This window comes from Lysobacter spongiicola DSM 21749, assembly GCF_900167055.1.
Lineage (GTDB): Bacteria > Pseudomonadota > Gammaproteobacteria > Xanthomonadales > Xanthomonadaceae > Novilysobacter > Novilysobacter spongiicola.
Map to the genome: position 1 here is coordinate 21432 of NZ_FUXP01000006.1, position 20439 is coordinate 41870.

The window sequence follows — 20439 nt, forward strand, 5'->3', positions numbered from 1 at the left end:
CGAATCAGACCGCCCTCAGCGCCTCGAGGTAGCTTCGGCGCCATGCGGTGATGTCGAATTCGCGCAGCCGCTTCATCATCCCTTCCCAGCGCTCCTGGCGTTCGCCCAGCGGCATTTCGATGGCCTGCGCCAGCGCGGCGGCGACGCCATCGAGGTCGTAGGGATTCACCTGCAGGGCGCCATCGAGCTCCCGCGCGGCACCGGCGAAGCTCGAAAGCACCAGGACGCCCGGATTGTCTTCATCCTGAGAGGCCACGAACTCCTTGGCGACCAGATTCATGCCGTCGCGAAGCGGCGTCACCACCCCGACCTGGGCCAGCCGGTAGAAGCCGGTGAGGGTGGAGTGCGGATAGTTCTGGTTGACGTAGCGCATCGGCGTCCAGTCCGGGTGTGCGTATCCGCCGTTGATGTGCCCGGCCAGTTGCTCAAGCTCGTTGCGCAGCGCCTGGTACTCGGGCACGCCGCCGCGCGAGACCGGTGCGATCTGCAGGAAGGTCAGGCGGTCGCGCTGCTCGGGGTACTGCTTGAGGTAGCACTCGAAGGCCTTGAAACGCTCGGGCAGGCCCTTGGAGTAGTCGAGCCGGTCGACACCGATCGCCAGTGATCCGCGCGGGATGCTGAGGGCCAGCTTGATGACACTCGACTGGTCCGCCGCGGCGGCGGCCTGCTCCGCGATGCGTGCGGTGTCGATGCTGATCGGGAAGGCCCCCGCGTGCAGCCGGTGGCCACCCGAGGTTTCCAGGACCCCGTCGGAAATCACCCGGCCGCGGCCGAACAGCCGCACGTAATCCTGGAACCGCTCCAGGTCGCGCTCGGTCTGGAAACCGATCAGGTCGTGCGACGAGAGCCCTTCGAACAGCCGGGCGTGGTGGGGCAGGGCGGCCAGCAGGTCCGAGGAGGGCATCGGCACGTGCAGGAAGAAGCCGAGCTTGCAGCGCACGCCACGCTCGCGCAGCAGCCGTGCCAGCGGGATGAGGTGGTAGTCGTGGATCCAGACGATGTCGTCGTCACGCAGCAACGGCGCCAGCTTGTCGGCGAACAGCGCGTTGACCCTGCGGTAGGCGTCGTAGGTTTCGCGGCTGTAGTCGACCAGGTCGACCCGGAAATGCAGCAGCGGCCACAGGGTCCGGTTGGCGAAGCCGTTGTAGTAATCGGCGTGGTCCTGGCGCGAGAGGTCCAGGGTGACGTATTCGATATTGCCGTCCTGCTGCTCGTGGACGTGGCCGGATTCTTTCGGGTGAATCTTGCCGCTCCAGCCGAACCAGAGTCCGCCGGTTTCTTCCAGGGCCGCCCGCAGCGCCACCGCGAGGCCGCCGGACATGGGCTGGTCCGGAAGGGCGACGCGGTTGGACACGACGACGAGTCGACTCATGTAGCCTCCTGCCAGGGTCGGCTCAGCCGCGTTGCCGCGATGATCAGGCCGACGTGTGAATAGGTCTGCGGAAAGTTGCCCCAGGCCTGTCCATCGTCGAACGCGAGGTCTTCCGACAGCAGGCCGAGGTGGTTGCGCTTGGCCAGCACGCGCTCGAACAGTGCGCGCGCCTCCTCGTGCCGGCCGATCGCCGCAAGCGCGTCGACGTACCAGAACGTGCAGATTGTGAAGCTGGTCTCCGGCACGCCGAAATCATCGGGTGCGATGTAGCGGAACAGGCCATCGCCACAGCGCAGGTCGCGGCCGATCGCCTCTACGGTGCCGATGAAGCGGGGGTCCTCCGCCGCCACGAAGCCGAGATCGGCGAGCAGCAGCAAGGAAGCATCCAGCCGATGCCCACCGAAGGTGTCCACGAAATGGCCGCGCTCTTCGTCGTAGGCCTCCTGCATGACCCGTTCGCGGATGATGTCCGCGCGCTCGCGCCAGTGGCGGACCTTCGCAGGCAGGTTCAGGTGGACGGCGATGCGCGCCAGCCGGTCGCAGGCGGCCCAGCACATCACGCTCGAATAGGTGTGCACCTCGGCGCGCCCGCGGAATTCCCACAGGCCCGCATCGGGCTGGTCGTACAGCGCGAAGGCCCGGTCGCCGACCGGCTCGAGCCGCTCGAAGGTGGTCACGTCGCCCTGGTGCTCCAGGCGCCGGTCGAAAAACAACTGGGTGGAGGCAAGGACGACGCTGCCGTAGACATCGTGCTGTTTCTGCAGCCAGGCCAGGTTGCCGCGGCGGACCGGGCCCATGCCGCGGTACCCATCCAGGCTTTCGACCGCGTCCTCCGCCAGTTCGGCCTCGAAACCGATCCCGTACAGCGGCTGCAGCCCTTCCTCGTCGGTGCTGGTGAGGTTGGACACGTAGCGCAGGTAGTCCTCCATCGTGCGGGTGGCGCCCAGCCGGTTCAGCGCCCGCACCACGAATGCCGAATCGCGCAGCCAGCAGTAGCGATAGTCCCAGTTGCGCTGGGTGTGGGGTGCTTCGGGAATGGACGTGGTGACGGCGGCGACGATCGCGCCGGTTTCCTCGTACTGGCACATCTTCAGGGTGATGGCGCTGCGGATCACGGCATCCTGCCAGTCCAGCGGTACGGACAGGTAACGTACCCATTCGCGCCAATACGCCTCGGTGCGCTCCCGCGCGTTGCGCGCGAAGGCGGCGACCGGCTGGGTCAGCGTCTCGTCGGGTCCCAGCACCAGGTTGAGTTCGCGGTCCAGCACGAACGGCACCTGCTCGCGCACCAGCCGGACCGGGGCGTCGGTGGTCAGGCGCAGGGTGAAGCCCGGCACCAGGTAGCGCAGGTGGTTGCTGCCCCATGTCACCTCCGGCTGTCGCGCACCGTAATCCGCCAATGGCCGGAGCCGGATCCGGATACGCGGCATGCCACTCAGTGGACGGACCTGCCGGATCACCATCACCGGCCGGTAGAAGCGGTCGAAGTGGTGCCAGCGCGGCGCAAAGTCGATGATTTCGATGGCGCCGCCGTGGACATCGCGCAGCACGGTACGCAGCACGGCGGTGTTGGGCAGGTACTGCTGCTCGGATGCGGCCTGGTCCTCCAGCTCGATGGCGTAGTCGCCACCGGGGTGCTGGCTGGGCCGCAGCAGCGCGCAGAAGGTGGGGTCGCCGTCGAACGCGGGGACGCAGCCCCATACGATGCGGGCATCGCGGTCGACCAGCGCCGCCAGGCTGCCGTTGCCGATCATTCCCAGTTGCAGTGACTCCTCGCAGTTGCTCATGCGGGGCTCCCGATAGCGGCTTGCAGCCATGAAATGACGTCGGTGGGATCCGCCAGGCGGTGGGCGGCCACGCTGGGCTGCCGGTTGCCCACCAGGACGGCCAGGCCGTCATGGTCGCGGACCACTTCGAAGCCGTGCTCGTCGGTGTGGTCATCGCCGACGAACACCGGCCGCCGCCCTGCGAAAGGCGGGCGGTCCATCATCTGTTCGATGGCCGACCCCTTGTTCGCGCCACCCGGGCGCAACTCGGCAACGTGGTCGCCGGACTGGATGCGGTAGCCCGGCAGGTCCGGCAGGGCGGCGTTCGCGAGCGCCATGAGGTCCTGGTGGGCCGCGGTATTGCCGCGCCAGTGCAGGGCCAGCGTCGACCCCTTGTCCTCCACCACCGCACCGGGATAGCGCTCCGCCACCCGACCGGCGTCTTCGCGCAGGTGCCCCAGGGCCGGGGGCGGTTCGGGCGCTTCCTCCTTCGAGCCGTCGATCCGCCGCTCCAACCCGTGCAGGCCGGCGGCCGGGAGATGGAGGGGCGCGAACAGCCGGTCGAGTACGTCGAGCGGACGCCCGCTGACCAGCGCAAGCGCCCCGTCCAGCCGCGCATGCAGGGCGCCGAGTACATTGACGAGGTCGGGGGGCAGCCGCACCTCGTCGGGCCTCTCCGCGAACTCAAGCAGGGTGCCGTCGACGTCGAGGAAGAGGGCCCAGTCGTCGGCGATGGCCGGAGGGCGTGGAAGTGATGCGGTGGCTACGATCATGAATGCGATTGTGGGGCGGCGCATGTAAGGATCGGGTGGACAGCTTGAAGCTGGAACCCGGGGGCCACATCTGAAAGACATCGCGGCCACAACGGCGGCCGCCATCGAGGATCCACCGATGCGAATGGACAAACTCACTTCCCGTTTCCAGCAGGCGCTGGCCGACGCCCAGTCGCTCGCTGTCGGCCGCGACCACAGCGTCATCGAGCCGGTGCACCTGATGACCGCGCTGATCGACCAGTCCGGGGGCAGCACCCGGCCGCTGCTGTCGCAGGCAGGCATCAACGTGCCCTTGCTGCGCGAGCGCATGGGCGAGGCGCTGGACCGGCTGCCGACCGTCTCCGGCCAGGCCGGCAACGTCAGCGTCGGCAACGACCTGTCGCGGCTGCTCAACGTGACCGACAAGCTGGCGCAGCAGCGCGGCGATGCCTTCATCGCGTCCGAGCTGTTCGTGCTGGCGGCGCTGGAAGACAGCGGCGAGCTCGGCCGCGCCTTGAAGGCCGCAGGTGCCGACAAGGCCCGGCTCGACGCCGCCATCGACAAGGTGCGCGGTGGCGAGAAGGTCCAGTCCGAGAACGCCGAGGACCAGCGCCAGGCGCTGGAAAAGTTCACCATCGACATGACCGCGCGCGCCGAGTCCGGCAAGCTCGACCCGGTGATCGGCCGCGACGAGGAGATCCGCCGCACCATCCAGGTGCTGCAGCGCCGGACCAAGAACAACCCGGTGCTGATCGGCGAGCCCGGCGTCGGCAAGACCGCGATCGTCGAGGGCCTGGCCCAGCGCATCATCAACAACGAAGTGCCCGAAGGCCTGCGCGGCAAGCGCCTGCTGTCGCTCGACATGGGCGCGCTGATCGCCGGCGCCAAGTTCCGTGGCGAGTTCGAGGAGCGCCTGAAGGGCGTGCTCAACGACCTGTCCAAGAACGAAGGCCAGATCATCCTGTTCATCGACGAGCTGCACACGATGGTCGGTGCCGGCAAGGCCGAAGGTTCGATGGATGCCGGCAACATGCTCAAGCCGGCGCTGGCCCGTGGCGAGCTGCACTGCATCGGGGCGACCACGCTGGACGAGTACCGCAAGTACGTCGAAAAGGATGCCGCGCTGGAGCGCCGGTTCCAGAAGGTCTTCGTGGGCGAGCCGACGGTGGAGGACACCATCGCCATCCTGCGCGGGCTCAAGGAGAAGTACGCGGTCCACCACGGGGTGGAGATCACCGATCCGGCCATCGTCGCCGCCGCCACGCTGTCGCACCGCTACATCGCCGACCGCCAGTTGCCCGACAAGGCCATCGACCTGATGGACGAGGCGGCCTCGCGCATCCGCATGGAAATCGACTCCAAGCCGGAGGAGCTTGATCGGAAGGAACGCCGGCTGATCCAGTTGAAGATCCAGCGCGAGGCCCTGAAGAAGGAGAAGGATGCCGAGTCGAAGCAGCGGCTGGCGGATCTCGAGGCCGAGATCGAGAAGCTCGGGCGCGAGTTCAATGACCTGGAGGAGGTCTGGAAGGCCGAGAAGGCGACGCTTCAGGGCGCGACCAGGATCAAGGAGCAGATCGAGGCCGCCAAGCTCGAGCTGGAGGCCGCCCAGCGCCGGCAGGACTACACGCGCATGAGCGAGATCCAGTACGGCCAGCTGCCGCAACTGGAGAACCAGCTCAAGGCCGCGCAGGAGGCGGAGACGCAGGGCTTCACGCTGCTGCAGGACCGCGTCACCGCCGAGGAGATCGCCGAGGTGGTCGCGCGCTGGACCGGCATCCCGGTCTCCAAGATGCTCGAAGGCGAGCGCGACAAGTTGCTCAAGATGGAGGACGCACTGCACGACCGCGTGGTCGGGCAGGAGGAGGCCATCAAGGTGGTCTCGGATTCGGTGCGGCGCTCGCGGGCCGGACTTTCCGACCCTAACCGGCCGAGTGGCTCCTTCCTGTTCCTCGGCCCGACCGGTGTCGGCAAGACCGAGCTGTGCAAGGCGCTGGCCGAGTTCCTGTTCGACTCCAGCGAGGCGATGGTGCGCATCGACATGAGCGAGTTCATGGAGAAGCACGCGGTCAGCCGGCTGGTGGGCGCGCCTCCGGGCTATGTCGGCTACGAGGAGGGCGGCTACCTCACCGAGGCGGTGCGGCGCCGGCCCTACAGCGTGATCCTGCTGGACGAGGTCGAGAAGGCGCACCCGGACGTGTTCAACATCCTGCTGCAGGTGCTGGACGACGGCCGCCTCACCGATGGGCAGGGTCGCACGGTGGACTTCCGCAACACCGTCATCGTGATGACCTCCAACCTCGGCAGCCAGATGATCCAGGAGATGGATTCGGACGACTCGCCCGCCGGCTACACCCAGATGAAGGCGGCGGTGATGGGCGTGGTGCAGTCGCACTTCCGCCCGGAGTTCATCAACCGGCTGGACGACATCGTCGTGTTCCACTCGCTGGACAAACCGCAGATCCGCCAGATTGCGCGGATCCAGATGAGCGGTCTGGAACGGCGCCTGGCCGAGCGGGGCCTGAAGCTGGAACTGTCCGATGCCGCGCTGTCGCTGCTCGCCAATGTCGGCTTCGACCCGGTCTACGGCGCCCGTCCACTCAAGCGTGCCATCCAGCACCAGCTGGAGAACCCGTTGGCGACGAAGATCTTGTCGGGCGAGTTCGGCAACGGCGATACCGTCCAGGTGGATGCGGAAGGCGGCGCGCTGGTGTTCCGCAAAGGCTGACTAAGGCCCCTCACCGTCGGCGCCACGAGCGGCGCCGCCAGCCATCTACCTGCAGGAGCGACGTAAGTCGCGACCCCCCGGCGGTAGGGGTCACCCCTGTAGGAGCGGCTTCAGCCGCGATCACCAACCGGACGGGCGCGCCGCTTCCCGATCGCGGCTGAAGCCGCTCCTACAAAGGCCGCCCGGCAGCTCACCCCACCGCCGGCGGCAGGTGGTGGTCGCCCCGGTACGGCGGCGTTGCCATCACCATCTCGGCCAGGCTGTGGGCGAGCTCGCGTTCGGCCATCACCGCGGCATCGGCACCGTGGTCCAGCAGGTGGCGGACTTCGCCGTCGGAGTGGGCGCGGGCGACGATGGTCAGCGCCGGATTCATCTCCCGCAGCCTGGCGATGATCTCCCCGGCCTCCAGCGTATTGGGGATCGCCAGCATCGCGGTGTGCGCGGTTTCGGGCCGCGCCTCGGACAGCACCTTCTCGTTGACGGCGTTGCCGCGGATGGCCGGTACGCCGGCGATCCGCGCGCGGTCGATCAGGTGGTCCTCGCCATCCACCACCACCATGGGCACACCGCGCGCCTGCAGCAGGCGCCCAGCTCGCTGCCCACCCGGCCGAAGCCGATCAGGATCACGTGATCGCGCAGGTCCGCGGGGATCGGCGGATCAACGACGTAGCGCACCGGCTCGACCTCGGCCACGCGCTTCTCGCGCCGGTCCAGCCACGCGAAAAGGAACGGATTTGTGATGATCGACAGCAGCGCGCCAGCGAGGATCAGGTCCTGGCCTTCCTGCGGCAGGATGTCCAACGCCAGCCCGAGGCCGGCGAGGATGAAGGAGAACTCGCCGATCTGCGCCAGGCTGGCGGAGATCAGCAGCGCACTCCCGCGGGGCTCCTTGAAGGCCCGCATGATGGCGTAGGCCGCGGCGGACTTGCCGACCACGATGATGATGAAGGTTGCCAGCACCTCGAACGGGTGCTCGATCAGGATCATCGGGTCGAACAGCATGCCGACCGAGACGAAGAACAGCACCGCGAAGGCATCGCGCAGCGGCAGGGTCTCGCTGGCGGCCTGGTGGCTGAACTCGGATTCGCTTAGCAGCATGCCGGCGAAGAACGCGCCCAGCGCGAATGACACGCCGAACAGCACGGCGGACCCGTACGCCACGCCCAGGGCGATGGCCAGCACGCACAACGTGAACAACTCCCGCGAGCCTGAGCCGGCGACGCGCTCGAGGATCCAGGGGATCACCCTGCGGCCGACCAGCAGCATCACCGCCATGAACGCGCCGACCTTGAGGAAGGTGGTCAGCAGCGCGCTGCCCACCGAGCCCGCGTCGGTCGCTTCTCCGTTGAGCAGCCCCGCCAGGGCCGGCAGCATCACCAGCGCCAGGACCGTGGCCAGGTCTTCGACGATCAGCCAGCCCACCGCGATGCGCCCGCGCTGGGTCTCCACCAGTCGCCGGTCCTCCAGCGCCCGGAGCAGGACGACCGTACTGGCCACCGACAGTGACAGGCCGAACACCACGCCGGCCCCGTTGGACCAGCCGAGCCAACGCGCCAGGCCCCAGCCCAGCAACGTGGCGACCGTGATCTGCACCACCGCGCCCGGCAGGGCGATCGCCTTCACCGACATCAGGTCGCGCCAGGAGAAGTGCAGGCCGACGCCGAACATCAGCAGAATCACGCCGATTTCCGCCAGCTGGGGCGCCAGCTCCATGTCCCCGACGAAGCCGGGGGTGAAGGGACCGGCGATGATGCCCGCGACCAGGTAGCCCACCAGCGGCGAGAGCCGCAAACGCTGCGCCAGCGCGCCGAATACGAACGCCAGCACGAAGCCGGCGACCAGCATGGTGATCAGTGACGTGGCGTGCGGCATCTGGCTTCCTGTCGATGGCCCTCCAGAATGGTGGCGTGCCCGGTCCCGTGCAAGGGGCGGTTCACCTGCCGATGGGGGTGGACAAGGGTGGCGCCCGTACAATGACGGCATGATTGCTTTCAGAGATTTCGCCCTCCGTCGCGGCGAACGCCTGCTGTTGTCCAACGTCGACCTGGTCCTGCAGACCGGCTGGCGCGTGGGCGTGATTGGCCGCAACGGCACCGGCAAGTCCTCGCTGTTTGCCGCGGTCCAGGGCGAGGTCGAGGCCGACCGTGGCGATATCGACGTGCCCAACCGCGTCCGCATCGCCAGCGTCGCCCAGGAAACGCCTGCGCTGGACGATCCGGCGCTGGATTTCGTGCTCTCCGGAGACGCCAGCGTGCACGCCGCCATCCAGGCCGAAGCCAATGCCTTCGCCGCCGAAGACTGGGAGGCCGTCGCCGAGGCCCACCACCGGCTGGAGGAGCTCAACGGTTACGACGCCAGCGCCCGCGCCGGCAAGCTGCTGCACGGGCTGGGGTTCTCCGCCGACACCCACGGCCGCCCGGTCAAGTCGTTCTCCGGTGGCTGGCGGGTGCGCCTGAACCTGGCGCGGGCGCTGATGACGCCCAGCGACCTGTTGCTGCTCGATGAGCCCACCAACCACCTCGACCTCGACGCCGTGCTGTGGCTGGAGCAGTGGCTGCTGCGCTATCCCGGCACCCTGCTGCTGATCAGCCACGACCGCGAATTCCTCGATGGCGTGTCCACCCACACGCTGCACCTGCACGACGGCAAGGCCAAGCTCTATACCGGTGACTACACCGCCTTCGAGCGTCAGCGCGCCGAACACCTGCGCCTGCAGCAGATCACCCACGAGAAGGTGCAGGCCGAGCGCGCCCACCTGCAGAGCTTCATCGACCGCTTCAGCGCGAGCGCAGCCAAGGCCAAGCAGGCACAGTCGCGGGTCAAGCGGCTGGCGAAGATGGCCGATACCGAAGCCGTACGGGCCGAGCGCGCGCTGCGCATCGAGTTCCCGGAGCCCGCCAAGCTGCCGCACGCCTTGCTGCGCGTGGTGGATGCCGATTGTGGCTACCGCGCCGCCGATGGCACGCAGACCGCCATCCTGCACGACGTCGACTTCATCCTGCAGGCGGGTGACCGGGTCGCGCTGCTGGGTCCCAACGGCGCCGGCAAGTCGACGCTGGTGAAGACGCTGGTGGGCGAGTTGCCGCTGTTGTCGGGCGAGCGGGGCGGGCACCCGGACCTGCGCATCGGCTACTTCGCCCAGCACACGGTGGAATCGCTGCGTGAAGGCGCCAGCCCGATCGACCACCTGTCCGACCTGGCGCCGGGCGTGGCGACCCAGCAACTGCGGGATTTCCTGGGCAAGTGGAACTTCCCCGGCGACCGCGCGTTCGAGTCGGTCGATACCTTCTCCGGCGGCGAGCGCGCCCGGCTGGCACTGGCGATGATCGCCTGGCTCAAGCCGAACGTGCTGCTGCTCGACGAGCCGACCAACCACCTCGACCTGGACATGCGCGAGGCATTGGCGGAAGCGCTGAGCATCTTCAACGGCGCCATCGTCATGGTCAGCCATGACCGTCACCTGATCGGCCTGGTCTGCGACACCTTCTGGCGCGTGGCCGACGGCGTGGCGAAGCCGTTCGACGGCGACCTGGACGAATACGCCAGCTGGCTGCGCAGCCGGGACAATTCCAACGACGGCAAGGGCACCACCCGCGCCGCACCCGCGGTCGAGCCACCGGCGCCGGCGCCTGCAGCGAAACCCCGCAAAGGCAAGGCCAACCCGCACAAGCTGGCAAAGGCGGAGGCCGCAGTGGCGGATCTGGAAGCCGAGCTGTCGGGCATCGAGAAGGCCCTGGCCGATCCGGCCGTCTACGCCGATGGCGGCGCCCGCGGTGTCGAGCTGGGCAAGCAGCAGGCGTCGCTCAAGGAGGCGCTGGAGGCCGCCGAGGCCGAGTTGCTCGAGCTGTACGAGGCCGACGCGGCCTGAGCCGGAGGTGGCGGGCGCTCAGGGCGCCCGCGTGCTTCCCGCCATCCCGATGTCGAGCGGGACGTGCGTGCCGATCACGGCATGGCCGGTGATCGCTACCGCCACCGGCTCGCCTTCGGCGGTGGTCACTTCGACGTCCATGAAGCCGCCCCGCCCGCCCGCGGCCTGCTGGCGGGCCCGGAACCGGACCGGGCCGGCAAGGGGGCCGGCGGCGAGCAGGCCGTGCCGCACCAGGTAGGCCCCCAGTGGCCCGTTGGCGTTGCCGGTCACCGGATCCTCGTCGATGCCGATGGCGGGCGCGAACATGCGGCCATGGCTGAAGGCATCGTCGTCGTCCTCGGTTTCCAGCGTGAATACGAAATAGCCGTTGCTGCCGATCTCCGGACTCAGGCGGGCCAATGCCCGGAAGTCGGGTGAGAGGGCATCCAGCCGTGCCCGGCTGTGCACGCCGAGCATGAGCTTGCCGTGGCCGGTGCCGACGACCTGCACCGGGCAGCGGAAGTCCAGGTCGGCATCCCCGACGCCGAGCGCGGCCATCACCGCCCGCACCAGGGCGGGCGAAAGGGGCGGGTCGAACACCGGTGGCCCCTGTTCGATCCGGACCACGAAATCGCCGCGCTGCGCCCGGGTGTCCACCACCTGCACGCCGGCACCGGACAATTGTCGGCGCACGCCCGGCCCTCCGCCCTCCAGCGCGAGCGCGTAGTGGGCGGCGACCGTCGCGTGGCCGCATACCGGCACCTCCGTGGTGGGGCTGAAGAAGCGCACGTGCAGGTCGTGGTCCGGCCCCCGGGGCGGCAGGACAAAGGCGGTTTCGGACCAGCCCAGCTCGGCCGCGATGCGCTGCATCTCGTCGTCGCCGAGTCCGTCCGCATTGGTCACCACGCCGGCAGGGTTGCCGCGTCCCGGCTCGGTGGTGAAGGCGTCGATGCGATAGACACGCAGCGGTTCCATCGGTTCGGCTCCGGCTTCAGTCCTTCAGGAAATACTCCACCGTGGTCACCACGCGCACCCGCTTGACCTGGGGGCTGCTCTGGTCGCGGTCGCTGATGCTGACCACCCCCTGGTTGGCGCTGCGGATGCCGCCCAGGCGGGCGCCGGAGTCCTTGGCGAACTGCTGGGCGGAATCGCGCGCTGCGGCCGTGGCCTCGGCGATGAGGGCGGGCTTGATGTCGTTGAGCCGGGTGTAATCGAAGTCGGGAGCGCTGCCTTCGCCGATCATCACCCCGCCGGCGACCAGTTCGCCGCTGCGGCGCAGCACCTCGAGGGCCTTGGCCACGTCATCGGTGCGCAGGCTCACGGTGGTGGAGTAGCGGTAGCGTTCCGGCGGACGGCTGTCGCCGTAGGCGTAGGCCCAGCGGTCCTCCAGCCGCGGCGGCGACACCACGATCTCCTCGGGCGCGAAGCCCGCGCCGGTGAAGAACCGGCGGATCGCGTCGGTATTGGCGTCGAGCTGGCGCTGGACTTCCGCCAGGTCGTTGCCCCCGACGGTATGTGGCAAGGGCCAGACCACGCGGTCGGCATCGACGATCTTCTCCGCCGAACCCTTGACGGTGACGTAGCGGTCGTCGGTGCGGAGCTTGGCCATGCCCTGCGCGGCGAACCAGCCGGCCAGCGCGAGACCCACGGCCACCAGGGCGGCAGCGACCAGCAGGGTAACGGTGCGGAAGGATGACATTCGCGATTCCACTTGTCGGAGACTGGGGCACAGCGTAGCGCCTGCGGCCGGCGCCGTGCTTGCCAGCCTACGCGCATGCACCGACCATGCCTGCAGACCGCCCCACCGGACCCTGCATGAGCAACGAACTGATCTACCTGCTGCTGATCTTCGGCCTGCTGGTCATCCCGCGCGCATTGCAGCGCTTCAAGCTGCCGGCACCGATCACCTGCCTGGCGCTGGGGCTGGCGGCGATGCTGGTCTATGGCGACCGGACCCACGATCCGGTCGTGGCGCTGCTCTCGACGCTGGGCATATCGTCGCTGTTCCTGTTCGCTGGCCTGGAAGTGGACGTGCCGGCGCTGCGCAAGGGGCTCGGGCGGCTGCTGGTGCACCTGCTGGTCCGCACCCTCGCACTGGTGGCGCTGGCATGGCTCACCTGGCGCTATGCCGGCTTCGGCTGGCAGGCCTCGGCACTCGTCGCGCTGGCGTTGCTGACGCCCTCCACCGGCTTCATCCTCGATACGCTCGAGCGCCTGGGGCTGGATCCCGAAGAACGGTTCTGGGTGACCAACAAGGCGATCGCGGGGGAGCTGCTGGCCCTGCTTGCGTTGTTCGTGGTGCTGCAGGCGACGGACCCGGTGCAACTGGGCATCTCGTCGCTCACGATGGTGGCGATGCTGGTCGGCCTGCCGCTGCTGTTCGTCGCGCTCGGGCGCTGGGTGGTGCCGCACGCGCCGGGTTCGGAGTTCTCGCTGCTGGTGATGGTGGGCCTGGTGGCGGCGTTCATCACCTACAAGCTGGGTGTCTACTACCTGGTCGGTGCGTTCGTGGCCGGCCTCGTGGCGCGCATGCTGCGCCTGCGCATGCCCTTGCTCGCCTCCGACGACAACATCCACGCACTGCGGCTGTTCGCGACCTTCTTCGTGCCGTTCTACTTCTTCCACGCCGGCACCGGCATCTCCCGCGATGCGCTGACCTGGGAGGCCGCCGGGCTTGGCGTGGTATTGACGCTGGTGATGGTGCCGATCCGCATCGGCGGCGTATGGATCCAGCGCCGGCTGATGTTCGGCGAGGAACGCGGCAGCAGCCTGAAGGTCGCGGTGTCGCTTGCCCCGACGCTGGTATTCACGCTGGTGCTGGCCAGCATCCTGCACACCCGCTTCGACCTGCCGGGCGTGTGGTTCGGCGGCCTGATCCTCTACACCACGCTCAACACCCTGCTGCCTTCGCTGGTGCTGCGGGCGCCGTTCAATGTTGACCCGCTGGCTGGCGGGGGGGGCTGGAAAGCTGGCAGCTCGCATCCCGAGGATCAGTTGGAAGCGGAAGAAGCCGCGCCTGCCGCGCCGCGTCCGGAGGTCAGTGACGCCGGCGCACGCGGCGCCTGAAGCTCAACGCTGATCGCGCGGAGCTTGCGCCGGCTCGGCCGGCTCGGCTTCGCCGGACTCGTGCGTTTCGGGCAGCAGTTCCAAAGCCGAGGGCGTGGTGCGCACCATGGGGTGGAACTGGCCGGGGTGTTCGCGGTCGCGATGGCGCACCAGCCGCCGGCCCAGCGCCACCACCGCCACCAGACCGAAAGAGGCGGCGAAGAACAGCGGCAGTGTCTCCGGTCCCCAGCGCTCCATCACCAGCCCGCCGACCGCCGGTCCGATGGCCGAGCCCACGCCATTGAGCAGCAAAAGACTGCTGCCGCCCGACAGGATGTCCCTGGGCGGCAGGTGGTCGAGCAGGTGGGCGACACAGATGGGATAGATCGAGAACACCAGGCCGCCGAAGCAGAAAAACAGCGCGTACAGCAGCGGCCGGCTGTCCCCGCCCTGCAGTGACAGTGCCAGCGCCACGCCGACCGCCAGCGCACTGACCAGGGCCATTGCGGTGCGGCGGTCGCCGCGGTCGGAGATCCTGCCGATGGGCAACTGCATGACGGCGCCGCCGATGATCGCGGCGGAAATCAGCGTCGCCACCTGGGATACGCCGAGCCCGAGGCGGGTCCCGTACAAGGCGGTCAGGCCCCAGAAGCCGCCCATGCCCACGCCCGCCAGCAGTGCCCCACTCGCGGCAGCCGGGGCGGTGCGGTAGATCGCCGCCAGCGCCAGCCGGGGGCTGTGTGGCAGCTCGGGCTGGGTCATCCGGCTGGCGGTGACGGGCAGCGCGGCCAGACAGATCAGCACCGCGACCAGGCTGAAAGGCACGTAGTGCGCGGGGTCCGACAACCCGAACAACAACTGCCCGATCGCCAGGGCGCCCAGGTTGACCACCATGTACAGCCCGAATACCCGACTGCGCTGCTCGACCGGCGCCTGCGCGTTGAGCCAGCTCTCGATGACCGTGTACAGGCCGACGAAGGCGATGCCGCTGAACAGCCGCAACACACCCCAGGCCCACGGGTTGGGCAGGATCGGGTGCAGCAGCACCGTGGCCGCGATCAGGGAGGTGTAGAACGCGAAGCAGCGGATGTGCCCGATGCGTCGGATGAGGTTGGGGGCGATGTAGGTGCCGACCAGGAAGCCGACGAAGTACAGCGACATCACCAGCCCGAAGGCGCGCGCGTCGAAGCCTTCCAGCTCGCTGCGCACCGCCAGCAGGCTGCCCAGCAGGCCGCTGCCCATCAGCAGGAGTGCAACGCCGGCGAACAGGGCCGACAGGGGCCGCGCGGCAGCGATCATGGCACCTCCGGGAGTCGAAGCCGGGCAAGCTAGCACAGCGCCGGGCCAGGCCTGTGGCGTCCGGGAGGCCCACGCGGATGGCGGCGACGCCTGCCGTCCACTTGATTAGTGGCGCCCAGGCCCCACAATCCGCGCACACCGACTGTTCCCCTGAATCCTCCCATGCCGATCTATGCCTTCGAGTGCGCCGCTTGCGGCCACAGCTTCGACCGCCTGCAGAAGTTGTCCGATGCCGATCCCGTGGAGTGCCCGGAGTGCGGGCAGCCCCGGATCCGGCGCCAGCTGACCGCGCCCCAGTTCCGCCTGGCCGGCGGCGGCTGGTACGAGACCGACTTCAAGAAGGATGGCGACAGGAAGCGCAACCTCGCCGGCGACGGTGGCGGCAAGCCGGGCGAGGGCAAGGGCGGGGAAGGCAAGGGTGGCGATGCCAAGCCGGCTGATGCCAAGCCGGCTGGCGGTTCCGACGCCAAGCCGGCCAAGACCGAAACGGCCGCGACGAAGCCGGCCAGCAAGCCCGCTGCCTGATCGACGACCTGCGCCCGTCCCATGCCTTTTGTAGGAGCGGCTTCAGCCGCGATCACGGAGCAGGCGCGGGCGAACGATTGGCGGATCGCGGCTGAAGCCGCTCCTACAACATCGCCGGCTCCGCGCGCGCATCCCAGCGAAGCCCCTCGGCCCCGGCTAAACTAGCCGGCTCCCGGCCCCGCGCCGGGTCGCCGGGCGCGCGGCGCCCGTCCCGAGCCATTCCGGAGCCCCCATGCGTACCCATTTCTGCGGCCTGATCGACGAATCCATGATCGGCCAGACCGTCACCCTCTGCGGCTGGGCCGACGTCGCCCGCGACCTCGGCGGCCTGTGCTTCATCGACCTACGTGACCACGAAGGGATCGTCCAGGTGGTCGCCGAGCCGAGCGCCGGTACCGCCGGCAATGCGGAGGTCATCGCCACCGCCGCCAAGGTGGGTTACGAGGACTGCCTGCGAATCACCGGCACCGTGCGCCGCCGCGAGTCGGTCAACACCCGCATCAGGACCGGGCAGGTGGAGGTCGTCGCGACCGAGATTGATGTGCTGAACAAGGCCGAGCCGCTGCCGTTCCACGCCCACGAGAACCCGGGCGAGGACATCCGTCTGGAATACCGCTACCTCGACCTGCGCACCCCGGAGATGCAGCGCCGCATGCGCACCCGGACCCGGCTGGTGCAGTCGCTGCGTCGCTGGCTGGATGCCCGCGGTTTCCAGGACATCGAGACCCCGATCCTGACCAAGGCCACGCCGGAAGGTGCACGCGACTTCCTGGTGCCGGCCCGCATGCATCCAGGCGAGTTCTACGCCCTGCCGCAGTCGCCGCAGCTGTTCAAGCAGATCCTGATGATGGCGGGCTTCGATCGCTACTACCAGATCGCGCGCTGCTTCCGCGACGAAGCCCTGCGCGCCGACCGCCAGCTGGAGTTCACCCAGCTCGATATCGAGTTCGCCTGGGTCGAGGAGCGTGATGTCCAGGACACCGTCGAGGCGATGGTGCGCGAGGTCTTCCGCGAGGTGATCGACGTGGAGCTCGGCGAGTTCCCGCGCATGACCTATGCCGAGGCGATGCGTCGCTACGGGTCGGACAAGCCGGACCTGCGCATCGAGATGGAACTGGTCGATATCGCCGATCTGGTGAAGGCGTGCGAGTTCAAGGTCTTCACCGATTGGGCGAACCATGAGGATGGCCGGGTGGTTGCACTGCGCGCGCCGGGCGCGGCCTCGCTGTCGCGCAAGCAGATCGACGAGCTGGGCGCGCATGCGGCCAAGTACGGCGCCAAGGGCGTGGCCTGGATGAAGGTGGAGGATCCGGGCAAGGGTCGCGAAGGCATCAACTCGCCGATCGCCAAGTTCCTGGACGATGCCACCCTGACCGCGATCGTCGACGCCACCGGCGCGCAAGCCGGCGACCTGCTGCTGTTCGGCGCGGCGACCCACAGCGTGGCCTCGGATTTCATGGGCGCACTGCGCCTGAAGCTGGGCCGTGACCTCGGCCTGGTGCAGGAAGGCTGGAAGCCCCTGTGGGTCACCGACTTCCCGATGTTCGAGTGGGACGAAGAAGCCAGCCGCTACGTCGCCCTGCATCACCCCTTCACCGCACCGGCGGTGGATGATGTCGAAGACCTGAAGGCGAATGCCCGCACCGCCGTGTCGCGCGGCTATGACATGGTGCTCAACGGCAACGAGATCGGCGGCGGTTCTATCCGTATCCACCGCTCCTCCATGCAGTCGGCCGTGTTCGAGCTGCTCGGCATCGGCGCCGAGGAGGCGCAGGCGAAGTTCGGTTTCCTGCTGGACGCACTCAAGTACGGCGCTCCGCCGCACGGTGGCATCGCCTTCGGCATCGACCGCATCGCGGCGCTGATGGCCGGCACCGAGTCGATCCGCGACGTGATTCCGTTCCCCAAGACCACCGGCGGCCAGTGCCTGATGACCGGCGCGCCTTCGCCGATTGCCGATGAGCAGTTGGCTGAAGTCCACGTGGCGGTGCGGCCGAAGGCGTGAAGCCGCGGATCCGGCGCGCAGGGTTGGAGGACGCGGGGACGCTCTCGCGCCTCGCCGCCCGCACGTTCACCGAGGCGTTCGGCCACCTGTATCCGGACGAGGACCTGCAGGCCTTCCTGTCGGAGAGCTATAGCGTCGAGCGCCAGCGGGTGATCCTCGGCCACCCGGACTACGCGGTGTGGTTGCTGGAGGCCGAGGGCGAGGCGGTTGGCCATGCCGCCGCGGGTCCGTGCGGCCTGCCGCACCCGGAGGTGGCCGAGGGCGACGGCGAGCTCAAGCGCCTGTACCTGCTCGAATCCTTCCAGAACCATGGCTGGGGCGGGCACCTGTTCAAGAGCGCACTGGACTGGTTGCAGCGGGACGGGCCGCGCACGCTGTGGATCGGCGTGTGGTCGGGCAACCTCGGCGCCCAGCGCTTCTACGCCCGCCACGGGTTCCGGCATGTCGGCGACTACGAGTTCATCGTGGGGCGGGTGCGTGACCACGAGTTCATCCTTCGGCGCGAGGCCGGCGCCACCGGGTCGGACGGGACGTCTTGAGTCGGCGCGTCATCCTGGTGCACGGGTTGTGGATGCCCAGGGCCTCCATGCGCTGGCACGCGCACGGGCTCCGGAAGGCCGGTTACCAGGCGACCCTGTTCGGCTACGCCACCGTCGGCGGTGGGCCGGAACAGGCGATTCCGGCGCTGCGGGCGTTGCTGCGCGAACCCTGCGACATCGTTGCCCACAGCCTGGGCGGTGTGCTGGCCCTGCGCGCCCTCCAGTCAGAGCCGGGATTGCCGGTCGGCCGCGTGGTCTGCCTGGGTTCACCCCTGTGCGGCAGTGCCGCTGCCAGCACCCTGGCACGGCTGCCGTTCGGTGCCCGGACGCTGGGTCGCAGCGCCTCGCTCCTGCGCGACGGCTGCGATCCCTGGCAGGGTGAGGCGCGCGTGGGCATGATCGCCGGCGATTCGGCACTTGGCCTGGGCCAGGTCTTCGGGCGGTTCAAGGGCCCCTGCGACGGTACGGTGTCGGTGGACGAGACCCGGATCGAGGGGCTGGCCGACCATATCGTGCTGCCGACCAGCCACAGCGGCATGCTGGTGTCGAAGCGGGTCTCCCGGCAGGTATTGGAGTTCCTCGCGCACGGCCGTTTCCTGCATTCCGATGCCGGGGCGAAATAGGCGTAAAATCCCGCGCTTGTCACAAGCACAACCGGACATCACATGGGCAGGGGACCGTCGATCGAAGGCCGCAAGAACGCTTCGGATGCGAAGCGCGGCAAGATCTTCACCAAGATCATCCGCGAGATCAGCGTCGCCGCGCGCTCCGGCGGCGGCGACCCGGCGGGCAATCCACGCCTGCGGACCGCGATCGACAAGGGCCTGGCGGCGAACATGTCCAAGGACGTGATCGAGCGCGCCATCAAGAAGGCCACCGGCGAACTGGAAGGGGTCGACTATGAGGAGATCCGCTACGAGGGCTACGCGCCCGGCGGCGTGGCGGTGATCGTGGATTGCCTGACCGACAACAAGGTGCGCACCGTCGCGGACGTCCGCCACGCCTTCGGCAAGTTCGGTGGCAACCTCGGCACCGACGGCTCGGTCGCCTTCATGTTCAACCGGGTGGGCGTGGTCACCTACGGCCCCGGCGCCGACGAGGATGCGATCACCGGCGCGGCCATCGAGGCCGGCGCGGACGATGTGGTGGTCTACCCGGATGACGGCTCGATCGACGTACTGACCCCGCCGGACGGTTTCGAGGCCGTGCGCGACGCCATGATCGCCGCCGGCCATCCGCCGGCCCACGCCGAAGTCACCTACCGCGCCGACAACGACATCGCGGTGGAAGGCGACACCGCCCAGCAGGTGGTGAAGCTACTGGACTGGCTCGAGGACCTTGACGACGTCCAGAACGTCTACTCCAACGCCGAGCTCGGGGCGGACGCGTACGCCTGATGGCGTAGGCTGGCGACGTGATCCGCATCCTGGGAATCGACCCCGGTTCGCAACGGACCGGCATCGGCGTGATCGATGTCGCCGCGGACGGGCGCTGCGCGTACGTCCACTGCGAGGCGCTCAAGCTGCTGGATGCCGAGGATTTCCCGTCGCGCCTGGGACTGTTGTGCGAAGGGCTGGAGCGCGTGCTCGACGACTGGCAGCCCACCCACGTCGCGATCGAGACCGTCTTCATGGACAAGTCCGCGACCTCCGCGCTCAAGCTGGGCCACGCACGTGGCGCCGCCCTGGCGACGGTGGTGCGCAGGAAGATCGGCATCAGCGAATACGCGCCGCGGGTGATCAAGCAGTCGCTGGTCGGGCGTGGTGCCGCCGACAAGACCCAGGTGCAGCACATGGTCCGGTTGCTGTTGAACCTGGCCGACATGAAACTGCAGGCCGACGCCGCCGATGCGCTGGCGGTGGCCCTGACCCACGCACACATGAGTGCCACCGCGGGCCGCACCGGCCTGGCGGTGCACCAGCTACGGAGGCGCGGCGCATGATCCGCAGGCAGGCATGATCGGCAGGCTCAAGGGCATCGTCATCCACAAGCAGCCACCGTGGCTGGTGGTGGACGTGAACGGGGTGGGGTACGAGCTGGAGGCGCCGATGAGCACCTTCTACGACCTGCCCGACCTCGGCCGCGAGGTGTCGCTGTTCACCCATTACGCGCAGAAGGAAGACAGCGTTTCGCTGTACGGCTTCCTGCGCGAAGCCGAGCGACGGTTGTTCCGCGACGTGCAGAAGGTCTCCGGGGTCGGCGCGAAGATTGCGCTGGCGGTGCTGTCGGGCGTCAGTGTGGATGACTTCGCGCGCATGGTGCAGAACAGCGATGTCACCGCGCTCACTCGCATCCCGGGCATCGGCAAGAAGACCGCCGAGCGCATGATCGTCGAACTGCGCGATCGCGCCGCGGCGCTGGGTGGCGATGGTGTCGCCCTGGACCCGAAAGGCATGCCCGGGGATCCGCAGAGCGAGGCGGTCATCGCCCTCCAGCAACTGGGCTACAAGCCCGCCGAGGCTGCGCGCATGGCGCGCGATGCCACCGCCGGTGGCGACGACGCTGCCACCATCATCCGCAAGGCGCTACAGTCCGCGCTTCGCTGAAGCGCCCGACGCTCCCGC

The 20439-nt window shown here is 68.7% G+C and carries 16 protein-coding genes and 1 pseudogene; 10 read left to right on the top strand and 7 right to left on the bottom strand.

Annotation, left to right across the window (positions count from 1 at the left end; genetic code table 11):
- Positions 1–4 precede the first annotated feature (4 nt).
- The 3 genes from otsA to otsB are packed head-to-tail and all read right to left on the bottom strand — an operon-like array spanning position 5 to position 3911.
- Entirely contained in the window at positions 5–1372 is a 1368-nt protein-coding gene (gene otsA / locus B5D37_RS08985) for an alpha,alpha-trehalose-phosphate synthase (UDP-forming) (protein ID WP_078758402.1), read from the bottom strand.
- On the bottom strand, positions 1369–3159 hold the full coding sequence (locus B5D37_RS08990) for a glycoside hydrolase family 15 protein (protein ID WP_078758403.1): 1791 nt from the start codon (positions 3157–3159) through the stop codon (positions 1369–1371). Before B5D37_RS08990 ends, otsA begins: the two co-directional genes overlap by 4 nt.
- Positions 3156–3911 carry a trehalose-phosphatase gene (gene otsB / locus B5D37_RS08995; protein ID WP_078758404.1) on the bottom strand — a complete coding sequence of 252 codons (756 nt, stop codon included), beginning with the start codon at positions 3909–3911 and terminating at the stop codon, positions 3156–3158. Before otsB ends, B5D37_RS08990 begins: the two co-directional genes overlap by 4 nt.
- A 118-nt stretch (positions 3912–4029) precedes the next feature.
- Between otsB and clpB the strand changes: the two genes are divergently transcribed.
- Positions 4030–6615, top strand: a complete 2586-nt coding sequence (gene clpB / locus B5D37_RS09000; RefSeq protein ID WP_078758405.1) for an ATP-dependent chaperone ClpB — start codon at positions 4030–4032, stop codon at positions 6613–6615.
- A gap of 190 nt (positions 6616–6805) precedes the next feature.
- On the opposite strand, the pseudogene ybaL reads toward clpB, so the two are convergent.
- Positions 6806–8487: pseudogene (gene ybaL / locus B5D37_RS09005) on the bottom strand (YbaL family putative K(+) efflux transporter).
- 109 nt (positions 8488–8596) lie between these two features.
- Here ybaL and B5D37_RS09010 point away from each other — a divergent pair.
- The gene (locus B5D37_RS09010) at positions 8597–10483 is read left to right on the top strand and encodes an ABC-F family ATP-binding cassette domain-containing protein (RefSeq protein ID WP_078758406.1); all 1887 of its coding nucleotides are present in this window, start codon (positions 8597–8599) and stop codon (positions 10481–10483) included.
- An 18-nt stretch (positions 10484–10501) separates the two neighbouring features.
- Here the strand turns inward: B5D37_RS09010 and B5D37_RS09015 are convergent, their stop codons facing one another.
- Together B5D37_RS09015 and B5D37_RS09020 are read right to left on the bottom strand one after the other, a co-directional pair.
- The gene (locus B5D37_RS09015; protein ID WP_078758407.1) at positions 10502–11437 is read right to left on the bottom strand and encodes a PhzF family phenazine biosynthesis isomerase; all 936 of its coding nucleotides are present in this window, start codon (positions 11435–11437) and stop codon (positions 10502–10504) included.
- Between the two features lie 16 nt (positions 11438–11453).
- The gene (locus B5D37_RS09020; RefSeq protein ID WP_078758408.1) at positions 11454–12161 is read right to left on the bottom strand and encodes an SIMPL domain-containing protein; all 708 of its coding nucleotides are present in this window, start codon (positions 12159–12161) and stop codon (positions 11454–11456) included.
- 116 nt (positions 12162–12277) lie between these two features.
- Here B5D37_RS09020 and B5D37_RS09025 point away from each other — a divergent pair, with 116 nt between their 5' ends.
- The gene (locus B5D37_RS09025; RefSeq protein WP_078758409.1) at positions 12278–13528 is read left to right on the top strand and encodes a cation:proton antiporter; all 1251 of its coding nucleotides are present in this window, start codon (positions 12278–12280) and stop codon (positions 13526–13528) included.
- Positions 13529–13531: 3 nt separating this feature from the next.
- On the opposite strand, the gene B5D37_RS09030 is transcribed toward B5D37_RS09025, so the two are convergent.
- Positions 13532–14806 carry an MFS transporter gene (locus B5D37_RS09030; RefSeq protein WP_078758410.1) on the bottom strand — a complete coding sequence of 425 codons (1275 nt, stop codon included), beginning with the start codon at positions 14804–14806 and terminating at the stop codon, positions 13532–13534.
- Between the two features lie 162 nt (positions 14807–14968).
- On the opposite strand from B5D37_RS09030, the gene B5D37_RS09035 reads away from it, so the two are divergent.
- The 7 genes from B5D37_RS09035 (at position 14969) to ruvA (ending at position 20421) form a co-directional block, all read left to right on the top strand.
- Positions 14969–15331, top strand: coding sequence for an FmdB family zinc ribbon protein (locus B5D37_RS09035; protein ID WP_078758411.1), 363 nt, complete (start codon positions 14969–14971; stop codon positions 15329–15331).
- A 232-nt stretch (positions 15332–15563) separates the two neighbouring features.
- Positions 15564–17336 carry an aspartate--tRNA ligase gene (aspS, locus tag B5D37_RS09040; protein ID WP_078758412.1) on the top strand — a complete coding sequence of 591 codons (1773 nt, stop codon included), beginning with the start codon at positions 15564–15566 and terminating at the stop codon, positions 17334–17336.
- A complete protein-coding gene (locus B5D37_RS09045) occupies positions 17333–17875 on the top strand; it encodes a GNAT family N-acetyltransferase (RefSeq protein ID WP_078758413.1) in 543 nt (180 codons plus the stop codon). Before aspS ends, B5D37_RS09045 begins: the two co-directional genes overlap by 4 nt.
- Positions 17872–18498, top strand: a complete 627-nt coding sequence (locus B5D37_RS09050; protein WP_078758414.1) for an esterase/lipase family protein — start codon at positions 17872–17874, stop codon at positions 18496–18498. The genes B5D37_RS09045 and B5D37_RS09050 overlap by 4 nt, the downstream gene beginning before the upstream one ends.
- Positions 18499–18540: 42 nt before the next feature.
- Positions 18541–19272: a YebC/PmpR family DNA-binding transcriptional regulator gene (locus B5D37_RS09055; protein WP_078758415.1), complete on the top strand. Its 732-nt coding sequence runs from the start codon at positions 18541–18543 to the stop codon at positions 19270–19272.
- A gap of 17 nt (positions 19273–19289) precedes the next feature.
- Positions 19290–19817, top strand: a complete 528-nt coding sequence (gene ruvC / locus B5D37_RS09060; RefSeq protein ID WP_078758416.1) for a crossover junction endodeoxyribonuclease RuvC — start codon at positions 19290–19292, stop codon at positions 19815–19817.
- A 13-nt stretch (positions 19818–19830) separates the two neighbouring features.
- A complete protein-coding gene (ruvA, locus tag B5D37_RS09065) occupies positions 19831–20421 on the top strand; it encodes a Holliday junction branch migration protein RuvA (RefSeq protein ID WP_078758417.1) in 591 nt (196 codons plus the stop codon).
- Positions 20422–20439 lie beyond the last annotated feature (18 nt).